This window comes from Amycolatopsis sp. NPDC114503, assembly GCF_055633655.1.
The window spans coordinates 123,573-137,100 of sequence record NZ_JBVKDT010000012.1 but is presented as its reverse complement, the minus strand read 5'-3'; the positions used below and the strand labels follow the sequence as shown (position 1 = coordinate 137,100).

Here is a 13,528-nt window from a genome sequence, read left to right as displayed (position 1 = left end):
TCAGGAGAACACCGGCACGACGTCGGAGATGAAGCGGGCGAGGGATTCCTTCTTCTCTTCGTGCGTCATGCTGTTGTCGGTCCAGTAGCTGAATTCGTCGATGCCCAAGGCTTCGTACTCCTTGAGCCGCGCGATGATCTCCTCCGGGGTGCCGATCATCGCGGTCCGGTGCAAGGAATCGAGCGCGAATTCCGGGCGGTCGGCGAACTTCGCTTCCGGGCTCGGTTCGAGGAAACCGTTCTCCGGCGCGGTCTTGTTGCCGAACCAGGCGTCGAAGGTGCGGTAGAACCGGGAAATCGCCGCGGCCGCCGGGCGCCAGCCGTCGGGGTCGTCGGGCGAGTGGGCGTAGGTGTGGCGCAGCACCATGATCTCGGGCCGCGGGACTTCGGGGTGGTTGCCGACCGCGGTGTCGAACTTCTCCTTGAGGGCGGCCACCTCCTCGTCGCCCTTCATCAGCGGCGTCACCATGACGTTGCAGCCCTGTTCGACCGCGAAATCGTGCGAGGCGGGGTCGCGGGCGGCGACCCACATCGGCGGCGTCGGCTGCTGGACCGGTTTGGGGACGCTGGTCGCGGTCGGGAACTGCCAGATTTCGCCGTCGTGGGCGTAGTCGCCCTGCCAGAGCGCGCGGACCGCGGGCACCAGTTCCCGCAGGTGCTTGCCGCCGTCGGTGGCCTTCAGGCCGGGGGCGAGCCGGTCGAATTCGATCTGGTAGGCGCCGCGGGCGATGCCGACTTCCATGCGGCCGTTGCTGATCACGTCCAGCAGCGCGGTTTCGCCGGCGGCGCGGACGGGGTTCCAGAACGGGGCGATGATGGTCCCCGCGCCGAGCCGGACGGTGCTGGTTTTGGCGGCGAGGTAGGCGAGGACGGGCATCGGGCTGGGTGCGATCGTGTACTCCATCGCGTGGTGCTCGCCGACCCACACGGTGCCGAACCCGCCGGCCTCGGCCATGAGCGCCAGTTCGGCCAGGTTCTCGAACTGCTCGCGGTGGGTGGTCTGCTCGTCCCAGCGTTCCATGTGGACGAAGAGGGAGAACCTCATTGAAACTCCTTCGGTCGGCCGTCGTTCATCTCGGCGATGGTCTGGTTCCCGGTGGCCCAATGGGTCCGGGGGATTTCGCGGACGAGGACGCGGATGTGTTCGGGCCGGGTGCCGACGGTGCTGAGCACCGCTTCGTGCACGGCCGCGATCAGGTCGCGGATCTGCTGTTCGGTCCGGCCCTCGGCGAGGCTGATGTCGACGTTCGGCACGGTCAGCCCCGCATCACGAAGGGATCGGGCACCGGGCCTTCGTCGGTGTTGATCCAGACGCTCTTGAGGCGGGTGTACTCCTTGATGGTCTCGGTTCCGTGCTCGACGCCGGCACCGCTGGCCTTGAAACCTTGCCGGGGCGACATCGGCGACATGGCGCGGTAGGTGTTCACCCACACCGTGCCGGCGTCGAGCCGAGCCGCCATCCGGTGCGCGCGGGCGAGATTCGTCGTCCACACGCCCGCGGCAAGCCCGTAGTCGGTGTCGTTCGCGAGCGCCACGACCTCGTCTTCGGTGTCGAACGGCATGATCGCGGCGACCGGACCGAAGATTTCCTCGCGCACGGCGCGCATTCCATTGTGGACATCCACCAGCACCGTAGGTTCGTAGAAGCAGCCGCCGAGCCCGCCGTCGGTGGCGCGGCCGCCGGTCAGCACCCGGGCGCCCTCGCCGCGGGCGAGGTCCACATAGGACGCGACCTTGTCGCGCTGGTCCGGGAACGCGAGCGGGCCCAGTTCGGTGTCGTCGGCGAGCGGGTCGCCGATGCGGATGCTGCGGGCTCGCTCGCTGACGCGTTCGAGCAGTTCGTCGTACACCGCGCGGTGGGCGAACACCCGGCTGCCCGCGATGCAGGTCTGCCCGGCGGCGGCGAAGATGCCCGCCACCACACCGGTTGCCGCGTTCGCGACGTCCGCGTCCTCGAAGACGATGTTCGGCGATTTCCCGCCGAGTTCGAGCGTCGAGCCGACGAACCGGCCCGCCGCGGCGGCGGCAATCCGCGACCCGGTCGCGGTGCTGCCGGTGAACGAGATCTTCGCGAGCCCGGGGTGGTCGACCAGCGGCTGCCCCGCCTCACTGCCGAACCCGGTGACGACGTTGACCGCTCCGGGCGGGAAGCCCGCCTCGACAGCGAGTTCGGCGAGGCGCAGCACCGTCGCGGACGTGTGCTCGGACGGCTTGATCACGACCGTGTTGCCCGCGCACAGAGCCGGTGCGAGTTTGCTGCTGGTCAGGGTGAGCGGCGAGTTCCAGGGCGTGATGGCGCCGACGACGCCCAGAGGCTCCCGGACCGTGTAGTTGAGGACCCGCCGGTCGGACGTGGGGATCACGTCGCCCTGGATCTTGTCGGCAAGCCCGGCGTAATAGTGGTAGTACTCCGGCAAAGTGGCGAGTTGGCCGCGCATTTCGCGCAACAGTTTCCCGTTGTCGAGGCTTTCCGAGCGAGCGAGCTCTTCGGCGTTCTCGGCGATGAGGTCGCCGAGGCGGCGCAGCAGATGACCGCGCCGCGTCTGGCTCAGCGCCTGCCATTGCGAGTCGTCGAACGCCTTGCGGGCGGCTTCCACGGCAGCGGCGATGTCTCGGTGGTTGCCGCGCGCCGCCTCGTACAGAATCTCGCCGGTGGCCGGGTTGGCGCTCGGGAAATACTCGCCCGAATCCGGCGGCGTCGGCTTGCCGCCGATGAAGTGGTACAGCCGTCGCGGCTCAGACATGGGAGCACCTTCCGATGAATGCGGTCAAACAGGTGACGAGTTCGCGGGGTTTCTGGACGGGAAGCATGTGCCGGGCATCCGGGATCACCTCCGCCGCGCAGTCCGGGACGGCCCGGGCGAGCCGACGGGTCATCTCCGGGGTGGAGCCCGGGTCAAGTTCGCCGGTGACCGCGAGCGCCGGAGCCCGGATTTCCCCGAGCCGCGGCCCGATCTCCGCGTCGGCCGTCGCGAAAACCCGGTAGCAGCGGGCGAAACTGTCCGGGTCATTGGCTTCCAACGTGGCTTCGGTGGCGCGGATCCGGTCCGCGGACACCTCCGTCCCGTCGAACCACCGGCGCAACGACGCGGCCGTACTCGCTTGCGGGTCGGCCTCCGCCGTGGCCAAGCGCTTCAGCACCGCCGCCCGCTCGGCCTCGGTACGACGGCAGACCGAACTGACCGAGGTCAGCGTCGCCACGAGCTCCGGACGGTGCACCGCCAAGTGCTGCGCCACGAGCGCGCCGAGCGAGAATCCCACCACGTGCGCGCCGGGCGGGATCTCTCCGGCGACGCCGGCCGCGAGATCGCCCAGTGTCGTGCCCTCGGGTACCGGCGGACGCGAACCGTGGCCGGGCAGATCGGGCGCGACGATCCGGAACCGGCCGCCGAGCAGTTCGGTCACCGGCTCCCACACGGTGCGGTCGAGGCCCACGCCGTGCAGGAGAACCAGCGTCTGCGCGGTCATCGGCGGTTACTGCTCGGTCGTGAGCGGAGCGAGCCGCTGCTGCGGGCGTCCCTGCGCGGCGGCGGCGAGAGCCACGACGATCTCGCCGGCGTGCGGCGCGTCGGCGATGCGGGCCTCGACCGTCTGGTGGTGCGAGCGGATCGTGGCGTCGGTGATGTGCTTGAGCGGGATGTCGAAGACGATCCCCGCCGGTGCGCGCTTTTCGACGGCTGGCAGCAGCGTGGTGGCGTTGGCCGCCTTGCGGAAGTGGTCGCCGAACTTCAGGGTGTGGATGAGCGCCGAGCCGTGCTCGATCTCGCCGTCCAACCCGACGATGGCAGCCTTGCCGTACGCCTCCGCGGGGCCGCCCAGCGCCTCCATCACCCGGGGGGCGAGCAGGGCTCCGACGTCCGAGGCCGTCGCCTCGATCCCGGGAGCCAGGTCGTCGACGAATCCCTTTCCGTGCCAAGGGTTTTCGATGATCGCGGCGACCACGGCGACCCGCGCGGCCGGCTCCACCGGGCGGCCGCCCTCGGTCAGGGTCTCCTCGACGACAGTGACGATCTTGCGCAGCTTCATGACGGAACGCTCTCCAGTTTCTTCGAGGTGACAGCGGGATCGGTGGTGCGGTCCCCGATGCGGGGATGCGGACGAGGGCCGGTGGAGGCCGCGGCGACGACGACGATCTCGCCGGGCCGGGGCGCGTCGGAGATCCGCGTGGTGACCGTCTGGTAGTGGCTTCGGGTCGCGGCGTGGGTCTTGTGCCACAACGGAACCACCAGCGTCGTACCGGCCTCCGCGCGGGTGTCGGCGAAGCAGATGATCGATTCGCCGTCGAGGAATTCGCGCATCAGGTTGCCGAAGTACGGGGTGTGGATCAGCGCGCCGCCGTGCTCGATCTCGCCGGCGTTGCCGACCACCGCGGCTTTCCCGAACGCCTCGATGGCGTCGACCCCGCCCAGTGCGCCCAGCAGCCGGCCGGTCAGGACCCGGGCCAGGACCGGCGCGATCGACACGACCTCCGGCGACAGGTCCCGCGAAGGACTCGTGCCCAGCCACGGATTCCGCAGCACCGCGGCGACGCTCGCCTGCACCGCGGGCCGCGCGGGCCGCGCACCGGCCTCGGTGACCACCTCTTCGCGGTAGACCACGACCTTGCGCAGGCCGATCTCGTCAGCGCTCGCTTCCTCTTGCATGCCACAGACCGTAAGTCTGAGCGCGTCAGACGTCAAGGGATCGGCCGCAGACCGCACCCCCGCGGCCCGCCAAAGGTGCCGCTTCGACGAGCAGAATCGCATGTAAACGCAGCTCAAAGGCGATCTGATTGCATAGCTGCCAGCCGTGCCGCGGGTCCTTTTCCGCACGGGCCGTCGCAGCCCATTGACATGCAAGCGCGGCCACGCCTACCTTCTCTTGCATGCCAGGGAGGTGGCCGCGGCCGCGGTACCGGCCGCTCCGGACACAAGCCGTCCGCCCCGTCTCCCCCGCTTCGATCCCCCTGCGAAAGGTGATCCGATGCCCAGCAACGACGCTGCATCCCCGGTACCGGCCGGGGAAGCACCGGACCTGCACTACCGCGACCGGATCGCGGTGGTCGAGCCGTACGGGGTGGACGCGATCCCCGACTCCGAACGGCACGGCAAGCCCGTCTCGCAGTTCTTCATCTGGTTCGCCGCCGGCATGAACTTCCCGATCATGGTGCTCGGGTTCGTCGCGTCCGGCTTCGGGCTGTCGCTCACGTCCGCGGTCACCGCGATCATCGGCGGTTCGCTGCTCGGCGCGGTGCTGATGGGCGTCTTCTCCCGGATGGGCGGGCGCCTGGGCGTCGCCCAGCAGATCCAGGCCCGCGGGCCGCTCGGGTTCTTCGGGAACTTCATCCCGGTCGCCTACGTCAACGTCTTCGCCGGCATCGGCTGGGCCGCGGTCACCGTCATCCTCGGCGGGCAGGCGCTCAAGGCGCTCGCCCCGGCCGTCCCCTACTGGCTGGGCACCCTGGTCCTGGTCGTGCTGCAGCTCGTCGTGGCCGTGTTCGGCTACAACATGATCCACTACCTCGAACGGATCCTCGCGGTCGTGCTGTTCTTCGGCTTCGTGATGATCACCGTCGTCTCCGTCAGCCGCGGCGGGACCGGCAGCTTCCAGGCCAACCCGCACGCGTCCGGCTGGATCGGCGGCACGGGCGGCTGGATCACCTTCGCCGGGTACTTCCTGTCGTTCCTGATCGCCTGGTGGCCGTTCGCCTCGGACTACTCCCGCTACCTGCCCGACAGCAACCGCGTCAACCGCGCCACCGGCGTCTGGACCTTCGCCGGCAACTTCCTGTCGCTGTCCTGGCTGGGCATCGCCGGCGCGCTGCTGGGCAACTCGGCCGCGTCCGGCGAGAGCCCCATCGAGGCGCTCGACCGGCTGACCGGCCCGTTCCACATCCCCGCGCTGCTGGTCATCCTGATCTCGTCGTTCTCGCAGAACTTCCTGAACGTCTACGGCGGCGCGATCTCGGTGCAGACGCTGCGGATCCCGATCAGCCGCCGCACCGCGGTCACCGCCATCTGCGCAGTCGCCTACGCCATCAGCCTGTGGGCGGACGAGGGTTTCGAAGCGAAGTTCAAGACCTTCCTGTTCCTCGGCGCATACCTGATCGCCCCGTTCGGCGCGGTCCTGCTCCTCGACTACGCACTCGGGCACCGGCGCGACCGGTCGCGCATCGACGAACTCTACGACTCCCGCCGGATCCTCGAATGGGGCTTCGTCGCCTGGGTGGTCGGCGCGGCGGTCTCCGCGCTCTTCTGGAACCTGTCGTTCTACGTCGGCCCCATGGCGAAAGCGCATCCCGAGTGGGGCGACCTGTCGTACTTCGTCGGCTTCGGCGTCGCAGCGATCGTCTTCGTCCTGACCTACCGGCTGCCTCCGTTGTGGCACCGCGAGAAACCGGTTTTCGAGGACTCCGCCGTCAGTGCCGCCGAGGTCAAGAGCAAAGCCCGGACATCCTGACCGCCCGCACCAAGAGAAGGGACACATCGTCATGCGCGACAACGACTCCCGGCGCGACCGCATCCGCGACGCATGGGAGAGCGCCTGGGACCGCGGCGAGGTCGACGCTCTCGACGACCTGCTCAGCCCCGGCTACCGCCGGATCGAAAGCGGCGGCGCCGAACACGACCGCGACCAGTTCAAAGCCTCCATCGTCTCGACCCGCTCCGCGTTCCCGGACCTGACGACCGTCGTGGACGAAATCGTCGTCGAAGGCGACCGCGCGGCCATTCGCTGGCACAGCACCGGCTCCCACACCCAATCGTTCCTCGGCGTTCCCGCGACGAACCGGTCCGTCGCCGTCAACGGGGCCACCTTCGCGCGGTTCAGCGACGACCGCATCGTCGAGGAGACAGTCACCTGGGACCCGCGTGCCCTGCTCACCGCACTCGGCATCGTCGCCGTCGGACAGGACCGGTGACCGCCATGACTTCGGCTCCGCCTTTGCGGAACACCCCGATGACCTTCCCCGACCCGGACCTGATGAAGCAGGTCAACAGCCGGTTCGTCAGCGGCGTCACCGTCGTGACCGCCCTCGACGAGGACACCCCGCGAGGGCTCGCCGTCAACGCGTTCTCCAGCATTTCCCTCGACCCGCCGACGGTGATGGTCGCCGTCCAGCACACGTCCTCCACGCACGACTGCCTGTACCGGACCGGGCACCTCGCGATCAACATCCTGTCCGCCGGGCAGCTCGACGTCGTCAAGACTTTCGCGACGAAATCCGCCGACAAGTTCGCCGGCCTGGACTGGACGCCGGGCCCGCACGGCAGCCCGCTCCTTGAGGGCAGCGCCGCGCGGATGGAGGTCGAGATCCGCGAGCGGCTGCTGGCCAGCACGCACACCGTGTTCATCTGCCGGGTCGTCCACGCGGAGGCCGCCGACATCCCGTCGATGGTGTACAGCGCAGGTAGGTTCTTCGACGGAAGCGCCCTCGACCCGCTGGCCTAGGCAGGCAGCGGAACGCGGGACAGGCGAAGGGAGACAGGCACCATGGCTGGCGTCAACGGGACGAGCACCGGCTCCATCCAGGGCAGGCTGATCGCCGAGATCCGGCGGCGCATCATCGCCGGCGAGGTCTCGCCCGGGACGAGCCTGTCCGAACTCGCGCTCGCCGAGGAGTTCGGCGTCAGCCGGACCCCGGTGCGGGAAACGTTCAAACAGCTGCAGACCGAAGGCCTGGTCGAGATCCGCCCGCGCGTCGGCACCTTCGTCACCGCACCGTCCCGCCGGGAAATCACCGAACTGTTCGAAATGAAGGAACTCCTCGAAGGAGCCGCGGCGCGCCTGCTCGCCCAGCGCGGCCAAGTGCCCGAGATCGACCAGCTCAAAGAGAATCTGCGCCAAGCCGACCTCGCCGTCGACGCCGACGACCGGGCGCGCTACGCCCAGCTCGTCGAAGAATTCCACGACCTGATCATCGTCGGCGCGGACAACCGCAAACTCGAAGCGCACTACCGCACCCTGATGAACCAGCTCGCCTACTCCCGCCTCGTCACCACCTCGCTCAAACAACCGGGACGGCCGCACCAGTCCGACCGCGAACACCACCACGTCCTCGAACTGATCCTGTCCAAAGACGGCGACAGCGCCGAACAGGTCATGCGAGAACACGTCCGCGCCAGCCGGCGCGCCTTGCTCGCGGGCCTGCGCACCGGCGACAGCGCACCCTGACGACCGCAAGGAAACCCACGATGACCGACCTCTGCACCCTTCCGGCACCGACCGACGCTGTTCGTGCAGCCCTCGCCTCCGGCCGCCCCGCGGTGCTTCCTGACGACGACGGAGCAGTGCTCGTCCTGCCCGCCCAGTCCTCGACACCCGAACTCCTGCACTTCGCCGTGCGGTATTCGAGCGGCCTCCTCCACGCCGCCGCCCCGTCCGCCTGGCTCGACCGTCTGCGGATCCCCGACCAGCCGGTACTCGGCTCCGAAGACAGCGGCACGTCGTTCACGGTCGCCGTCGACGCCGTCGGCACCGGGACCGGCATCTCCGCCCGCGACCGCGCCCGGACCATGCAGGTGCTCGCCGACCCGCACGCTGTCCCCGCAGATCTGATCCGGCCCGGACACGTGCTGCCGATCCGCTGCGCTGACACGGGCCGCCCACGGGTGTGGGAACGAGCGGTCGGCCTCGTCTCCGCTGCCGGTCACCATCCCGTCGCGATGGCGTGCCGCCTGGTCGACGACCGGGGCGAGCTGCTCGACGACTTCTCGGCCGCCCAATTCGCTGCTGAGCACGGACTTCCTATGGCGACCTGGGAGCCCGTACAGCTCAGTCTTTGACGGGCGGGATTCTGGCGAGCCGAGTGGTAAGCGATCTCGTATTTTCGCAGCACGAACTCCAGTGGTCGGCACACCAGAATCATTTCCTCGAGGAAATGAATTCCGGCAGCTTCGGGCAACCCGATTCGCGGACGAGACGCGGCCTGTCCACCCGTTCGTGTCCGTTGCGCCTCCACAACCGGGTTCTTACTATGTGAAGTCGATCAACCGCCCACGGTGTCCACAGAGGAATGAGGCCGGTCGTGCAGGTGCTTCGAAAGGCAGTCCTCGCGGCGTCCGCGACGGTGGCGTTGGCAGCCACGGCATCCGCCGGTCAGCCCGCGTCCGCCGCGCTGGCCAAAACCAGCTGCACGTTCGCGGATCGCTACATCAGCTACCCGAGCACCACCCACGCCACTGCGGTGAAATGGGCCGTGCGAGTCGACTGGTGCTACGACGGCAAGACCGTCAGCAACATCCGCCACTACGACTACCTCAAGGAGGACGGCGGCGGTGTCGCCGACTACCAGGGCCTCATCCAGAACCAGCTCAGCTACCCCGGATCCACGCACTACGAAGCGACCTTGGTGAAGCAGGCGAAGATCGCGCTCTGCGTCTTCAAAATCGGCTGCTACCGCACCTACTACCCCCTCGAACGATTCGTGCTCGGCAACAATGGCAGCTACCGGATCGAACAACGGAAGTAATCGCCGTCGATCCGCATTCAGCATTGCCCCGGCGGAATTTTCGTCGGCGCCACTAGAAGAAGCATTGCGCGGTTCGTTCCGGCCCGCGACCGAAGAGGTCAGGGGCTCGCAGCACCTCTATTGCCCCTTCACCCGCAGAAATACCGGTTGTCGGCGCGCGACCCCGTCACCCGCCGACAACCGGCCGTCCAGCCAGGAATGAATCAGCACGCTGGACGTGCCGCCGGAAGGACCAGCGCCTCCCGACGGCACCTTCGGGTCAGGACTGGGGCAGCGTCACGCCGTACCGCTTGGCCGACAGCGTCGCCGGGAAGAAGCACGAGGTCTGGGTGTCTCCGCCGGAGAGGGTGCCGAGGCCCTTGCCCCCGTCGTAGGCCGGACCGCCGGAGTCGCCGTGGTCGGAGTGCGCGGTCGTGCAGAACTCGTGGTAGACCGTGTAGCCCTCCGCTTCGAAGGTGTAGTCGACCTTGGTGACCTCGCCTGAGGTCACGCCGGAGGTGATCCCGGCGCGCTTGATCTGCTCGCCCACTGTCGCGTCGGCGAACTCGGTGATCTTGGTGCCGTCGTTGATCTCGCTCGGTCCCTCGCCCGAAGCGTTCTCCACGAGCATGTTGTCCTCGTCGGGGAACACCGCGTCGACGGTCTGGCCGTCGTTCCACGGACCGCCGCCGCCGAGTTTCTCGCAGTGGCCGGCGGAGAGGAGCAGCTTCTTGCCGTCCTTCTCCACGTTGAACCCGTTGGAGCAGGACGCTTGGCCGTTGCTGATCTTGTCGCCGCCCTTGATGAACAACGACATGGCACCGGGATGGTGTTCGACGCGGACCATGTCGCCGTGCTGGCGGGCGGTCTCGAGCAGCGCGTCCTTCTGTGCCTTCGGGGTGGCGTCGTAGACGTCGACGACAACCTGGTTGCGGGCGAGGTCGAGGCCCCAACCGGCGCTGGGCACGCCGCCGGTGGCGTCCAGTTGCTGTTTCAGCGTGCCGAGCTGGCCCAGGCTGTACTTCACCACCTTCGCGTTCAGGCCGGAAGCGCGCACCTTGGCCGCGTCGGCGTCGTTCAGCACAGTGACGACTGAAGCGCCGCTGGCGTCGAGGTAGTGCCCGCCGGTGGCGGAGCCGAGGCTGCTCATGACTGAGGCCGGTGTCGCCGCCGCGGACGCGGCGGGCACGGTGGTCATGGCGAGGGCCAGCGTGCCGAACGAGCCGACGGCGAGGACGCTCAGCCTGAAACGTGTCGATCGCATGTGTTTCCTCCTGTGCGGAACGGGAGAGAAAGGACGTGCACCGAATGGGGAGCCCGCATCCGGGCCTCCGGATTCGGTGCCGGGCTCGGCTAGGTGCGGAGGGATCTCCTCCCTGGGGCGTCGGGCGACCGGATCAGGACCATGAGCCTCCCGTCCGGGCGGTCTCGTCGTGGAAACGGAACGTGATCAACCTGAGGTTCGTGATTCTCGAACAGTTCCGGGCAAGCGCGACACCGACGAAGGTATGTTCACGTTTGTCGCAATCCCGCGCCCGAACGGCGCAGCGACGGTAGCGAACGCGGCGCGCCCGATCCGGCCGATGCCGCCGTGCTCAAGCCGGCGGGGTGCGGCCGCGTCTTGCCCGTTGCAGACCAACGAAAGCACGCGGAAACCTTCGAACCGACCAAGATCGCGTCGGGTCTGGGCACGCTGGCAGCCTGGCGATATCGTGCCCCGTTGATGTGGAGAAGCGACACCCCGAACCGTTGCGGCTGCTGGCGATCCCGCTGGCTCCGCGGTGTTCCGGGCGAGTCGATTCCCTCGCTCAGGAAGGTGGTCATGTTCCGTTCGCGCACAGCTCTCGCGGCAATCACCGTCGGTGCCGCTCTCCTTCTCCCGCCCCCTGCGGTCGCGTCCGAGTACTCCGGGGAGGAGGCCGCCTCGTCCTACGCGGACGTGCTCGATCTGCAGGGCGTGCCCGCATCGGCGCTGCCCGGCGCGGCTGGCGGCGACGTCAGCGACATCAACGTATTCGCCGACCGCGGCGCGTGGCACGCCTACGCGCTGCCCAAGGTCGGCGACAACGCGTCCTACGGTGCGTTCACCGGGCCGCTGTACCTCGCGCAGGAGTACCCGTGGTGGTTGAGCGCCGGTTTCAGCCGGCTCAGCCTGAACGAAGCCGGGCACCGGATCAACCTCGCCGACGCTCGCCGTCCGGCATTCAGCTCGCTGCCCGGCGCGCTGCGGCAGAGCTTCGAAGTCGACGGCCTGCGCGTCGTCATGGAACTGCGCTACGCCAGCAACCGCACCGCACTGGTCCAGGCCACTGTGGAGAACACGGAGCACCGGCGGCGGTCGGTCGGCGCAGGATGGAGCGGCACACTGCCTCGGCCGGACGCCGGACCCGAACACGACGCTCCCCGGCTCTCCGCGACCAAGGACGGCGTCGCTGTCGGCTTCGCCAAGGTGCGCGAAACCAACGACTACCTGACTGACGGCACCGAACGGTTCCAGGTCGCTCACGCCGACCCGGTGACCACCACGGTCACCGGCGACACGTACACCACCACCCGCGACGCACCCCTGCAGCTCGGCCCGCACGGCCGGCGAACGCTGACCTGGACCGAGTCCTACACCTTCACCCCCGCCGAGGCCGCCGCCGACGCGCCGGCGGCGAAACGCGCACTGGCTGAGCCCTGGCGCACCGCCGCCGAGAACGACGCTCGCTGGCACGGCTACGTCGCGGCGGCCACTCGCGGAGTGCCGCCGAACCGGCGGAGGCTGGCGGTGAAGGCGACCGAAACGCTGATCACCAATTGGCGCAGTGCAGCCGGCGCATTGAAGCACGACGGCATCACGCCCGCGATCTCCAACAAGTGGTTCAACGGCCTGTGGGCGTGGGACACCTGGAAGCAGGCGGTCGGCACCGCGGTGTTCGATCCGGCACTGGCGGAATCCCAGATCCGCTCCATGTTCGACTACCAGGTGACCGCGGCGTCGGCGACCCGGCCGCAGGACGCCGGGATGATCCCGGACGCCGTCTTCTACAACGACCCCGCCCGCGGCGGCGGCAACTGGAACGAGCGCAATTCCAAACCGCCGCTCGCGGCCTGGGCGGTCTGGTCGGTCTACCAGCGCAACGGCGATCTCGGGTTCCTGCGCGAGATGTACCCGAAGCTGGCCGCCTACCACGCCTGGTGGTACCGCGACCGCGACCACGATCGCAACGGCCTCGCCGAGTACGGCGCCACCGTCGATCCGGCCAACGCGACCGCCGAGGACAAGCGGCTGGCGGCGGCGTGGGAAAGCGGAATGGACAACGCGCCGCGCTTCGACGCGAAGCTCGGCACCACCGTCGTGGACAACACCTCGCCGTCCGGACAGGTCGTCGGTTCGTCACTCGCCCAGGAGTCCGTGGACCTCAACTCCTACCTGGTGATGGACAAGAAGACCCTGGCGCTGATCGCCGACCGGCTCGGCGACCGCCGCGCCGCCCAGTCCTACCGCGCCTCGGCGGCCGTCGTCGCGGCCACCGTCCAGCGCACCATGTTCGACCCGGCCACCGGCTGGTTCTACGACACGGAACTGGGCACCGGCCGGCGGCTGACCGCACGCGGCAAGGGAATCGAAGGCGTCATCCCCCTGTGGGCCGGCGTCGCCACTCCCGGCCAGGCGGCAGCCGTGCGGAAGAACCTCCTGTCCCCCACCGAATTCGACACCCGCATGCCGTTCCCGACCACCTCGGCCAGCTCGCCGTACTACCAGCCGACCGGCTACTGGCGCGGCGCGGTCTGGCTGGACCACGCGTACTTCGCGTTGACGGGCCTGCAGCGCTACGGATACGGCGCCGACTCAGCGGCATTGGCCGACCAGCTGCGCGCGAACGCGGCCGGCATGTCGGGCAACGGGCCGCTGATGGAGAACTACAACCCCACCGACGGCGCGCCGATGAACTCACGCGGCTTCAGCTGGTCGGCGGCGATGCTGCTGGCGCTCGACCATCCGCAGCGAGGCTGACGCGGGGACCGTCAGCCACCGGGGGCCGACCGTTGTCGGCCCCCGGTCTCGAGATTCGGCCACACGCACGGCGCGTTCAGCTGGCTGGTCGCATCAGCGTCC

Annotated in this window: 14 protein-coding genes; 7 read left to right on the top strand and 7 right to left on the bottom strand. The window is 68.9% G+C overall.

Annotated features, from left to right (window positions below):
* From ACZ7OI_RS38605 to ACZ7OI_RS38580, 6 genes are read right to left on the bottom strand one after another with little or no spacing between them, the layout of a single operon-like run.
* Entirely contained in the window at nucleotides 1-1,044 is a 1,044-nt protein-coding gene (locus ACZ7OI_RS38605; RefSeq protein ID WP_470269065.1) for an LLM class flavin-dependent oxidoreductase, read from the bottom strand.
* On the bottom strand, nucleotides 1,041-1,253 hold the full coding sequence (locus ACZ7OI_RS38600; protein WP_470269064.1) for a tautomerase family protein: 213 nt from the start codon (nucleotides 1,251-1,253) through the stop codon (nucleotides 1,041-1,043). Before ACZ7OI_RS38600 ends, ACZ7OI_RS38605 begins: the two co-directional genes overlap by 4 nt.
* A gap of 2 nt (nucleotides 1,254-1,255) precedes the next feature.
* Complete coding sequence (locus ACZ7OI_RS38595; RefSeq protein ID WP_470269063.1) at nucleotides 1,256-2,743, bottom strand: aldehyde dehydrogenase; 1,488 nt, start codon at nucleotides 2,741-2,743, stop codon at nucleotides 1,256-1,258.
* Nucleotides 2,736-3,467 carry an alpha/beta fold hydrolase gene (locus tag ACZ7OI_RS38590; protein ID WP_470269062.1) on the bottom strand — a complete coding sequence of 244 codons (732 nt, stop codon included), beginning with the start codon at nucleotides 3,465-3,467 and terminating at the stop codon, nucleotides 2,736-2,738. Before ACZ7OI_RS38590 ends, ACZ7OI_RS38595 begins: the two co-directional genes overlap by 8 nt.
* Before the next feature lie 6 nt (nucleotides 3,468-3,473).
* Nucleotides 3,474-4,025, bottom strand: a complete 552-nt coding sequence (locus tag ACZ7OI_RS38585; protein WP_470269061.1) for an amino acid synthesis family protein — start codon at nucleotides 4,023-4,025, stop codon at nucleotides 3,474-3,476.
* Nucleotides 4,022-4,642 carry an amino acid synthesis family protein gene (locus tag ACZ7OI_RS38580; RefSeq protein WP_470269060.1) on the bottom strand — a complete coding sequence of 207 codons (621 nt, stop codon included), beginning with the start codon at nucleotides 4,640-4,642 and terminating at the stop codon, nucleotides 4,022-4,024. The genes ACZ7OI_RS38585 and ACZ7OI_RS38580 overlap by 4 nt, the downstream gene beginning before the upstream one ends.
* 319 nt (nucleotides 4,643-4,961) lie before the next feature.
* Between ACZ7OI_RS38580 and ACZ7OI_RS38575 the strand changes: the two genes are divergently transcribed.
* The 6 genes from ACZ7OI_RS38575 (at nucleotide 4,962) to ACZ7OI_RS38550 (ending at nucleotide 9,447) form a co-directional block, all read left to right on the top strand.
* Nucleotides 4,962-6,437, top strand: a complete 1,476-nt coding sequence (locus ACZ7OI_RS38575) for a purine-cytosine permease family protein (RefSeq protein ID WP_470269059.1) — start codon at nucleotides 4,962-4,964, stop codon at nucleotides 6,435-6,437.
* A 31-nt stretch (nucleotides 6,438-6,468) separates the two neighbouring features.
* Entirely contained in the window at nucleotides 6,469-6,897 is a 429-nt protein-coding gene (locus ACZ7OI_RS38570; RefSeq protein ID WP_470269058.1) for an ester cyclase, read from the top strand.
* Nucleotides 6,898-6,935: 38 nt separating this feature from the next.
* A complete protein-coding gene (locus ACZ7OI_RS38565) occupies nucleotides 6,936-7,427 on the top strand; it encodes a flavin reductase family protein (RefSeq protein ID WP_470269057.1) in 492 nt (163 codons plus the stop codon).
* 42 nt (nucleotides 7,428-7,469) lie between these two features.
* The gene (locus ACZ7OI_RS38560; RefSeq protein WP_470269056.1) at nucleotides 7,470-8,150 is read left to right on the top strand and encodes a GntR family transcriptional regulator; all 681 of its coding nucleotides are present in this window, start codon (nucleotides 7,470-7,472) and stop codon (nucleotides 8,148-8,150) included.
* Nucleotides 8,151-8,170: 20 nt separating this feature from the next.
* Nucleotides 8,171-8,761, top strand: coding sequence for a 3,4-dihydroxy-2-butanone-4-phosphate synthase (locus tag ACZ7OI_RS38555; protein WP_470269055.1), 591 nt, complete (start codon nucleotides 8,171-8,173; stop codon nucleotides 8,759-8,761).
* A 242-nt stretch (nucleotides 8,762-9,003) separates the two neighbouring features.
* Nucleotides 9,004-9,447, top strand: a complete 444-nt coding sequence (locus tag ACZ7OI_RS38550; RefSeq protein ID WP_470269054.1) for a hypothetical protein — start codon at nucleotides 9,004-9,006, stop codon at nucleotides 9,445-9,447.
* Between the two features lie 259 nt (nucleotides 9,448-9,706).
* Here ACZ7OI_RS38550 and ACZ7OI_RS38545 read toward each other — a convergent pair whose 3' ends face one another.
* Nucleotides 9,707-10,690: a S1 family peptidase gene (locus tag ACZ7OI_RS38545; protein ID WP_470269053.1), complete on the bottom strand. Its 984-nt coding sequence runs from the start codon at nucleotides 10,688-10,690 to the stop codon at nucleotides 9,707-9,709.
* A 558-nt stretch (nucleotides 10,691-11,248) separates the two neighbouring features.
* Here ACZ7OI_RS38545 and ACZ7OI_RS38540 point away from each other — a divergent pair.
* Nucleotides 11,249-13,426: an MGH1-like glycoside hydrolase domain-containing protein gene (locus ACZ7OI_RS38540; RefSeq protein WP_470269052.1), complete on the top strand. Its 2,178-nt coding sequence runs from the start codon at nucleotides 11,249-11,251 to the stop codon at nucleotides 13,424-13,426.
* Nucleotides 13,427-13,528 lie beyond the last annotated feature (102 nt).

Bases quoted from the DNA above. Each gene is read 5' to 3' on its own strand.
- ACZ7OI_RS38605 (WP_470269065.1), bottom strand. From the start codon at position 1,044: ATGAGGTTCTCCCTCTTCGTCCACATGGAACGCTGGGACGAGCAGACC.
- ACZ7OI_RS38595 (WP_470269063.1), bottom strand. From the start codon at position 2,743: ATGTCTGAGCCGCGACGGCTGTACCACTTCATCGGCGGCAAGCCGACG.
- ACZ7OI_RS38590 (WP_470269062.1), bottom strand. From the start codon at position 3,467: ATGACCGCGCAGACGCTGGTTCTCCTGCACGGCGTGGGCCTCGACCGC.
- ACZ7OI_RS38585 (WP_470269061.1), bottom strand. From the start codon at position 4,025: ATGAAGCTGCGCAAGATCGTCACTGTCGTCGAGGAGACCCTGACCGAG.
- ACZ7OI_RS38580 (WP_470269060.1), bottom strand. From the start codon at position 4,642: ATGCAAGAGGAAGCGAGCGCTGACGAGATCGGCCTGCGCAAGGTCGTG.
- ACZ7OI_RS38575 (WP_470269059.1), top strand. From the start codon at position 4,962: ATGCCCAGCAACGACGCTGCATCCCCGGTACCGGCCGGGGAAGCACCG.
- ACZ7OI_RS38570 (WP_470269058.1), top strand. From the start codon at position 6,469: ATGCGCGACAACGACTCCCGGCGCGACCGCATCCGCGACGCATGGGAG.
- ACZ7OI_RS38565 (WP_470269057.1), top strand. From the start codon at position 6,936: ATGACCTTCCCCGACCCGGACCTGATGAAGCAGGTCAACAGCCGGTTC.
- ACZ7OI_RS38560 (WP_470269056.1), top strand. From the start codon at position 7,470: ATGGCTGGCGTCAACGGGACGAGCACCGGCTCCATCCAGGGCAGGCTG.
- ACZ7OI_RS38555 (WP_470269055.1), top strand. From the start codon at position 8,171: ATGACCGACCTCTGCACCCTTCCGGCACCGACCGACGCTGTTCGTGCA.
- ACZ7OI_RS38545 (WP_470269053.1), bottom strand. From the start codon at position 10,690: ATGCGATCGACACGTTTCAGGCTGAGCGTCCTCGCCGTCGGCTCGTTC.
- ACZ7OI_RS38540 (WP_470269052.1), top strand. From the start codon at position 11,249: ATGTTCCGTTCGCGCACAGCTCTCGCGGCAATCACCGTCGGTGCCGCT.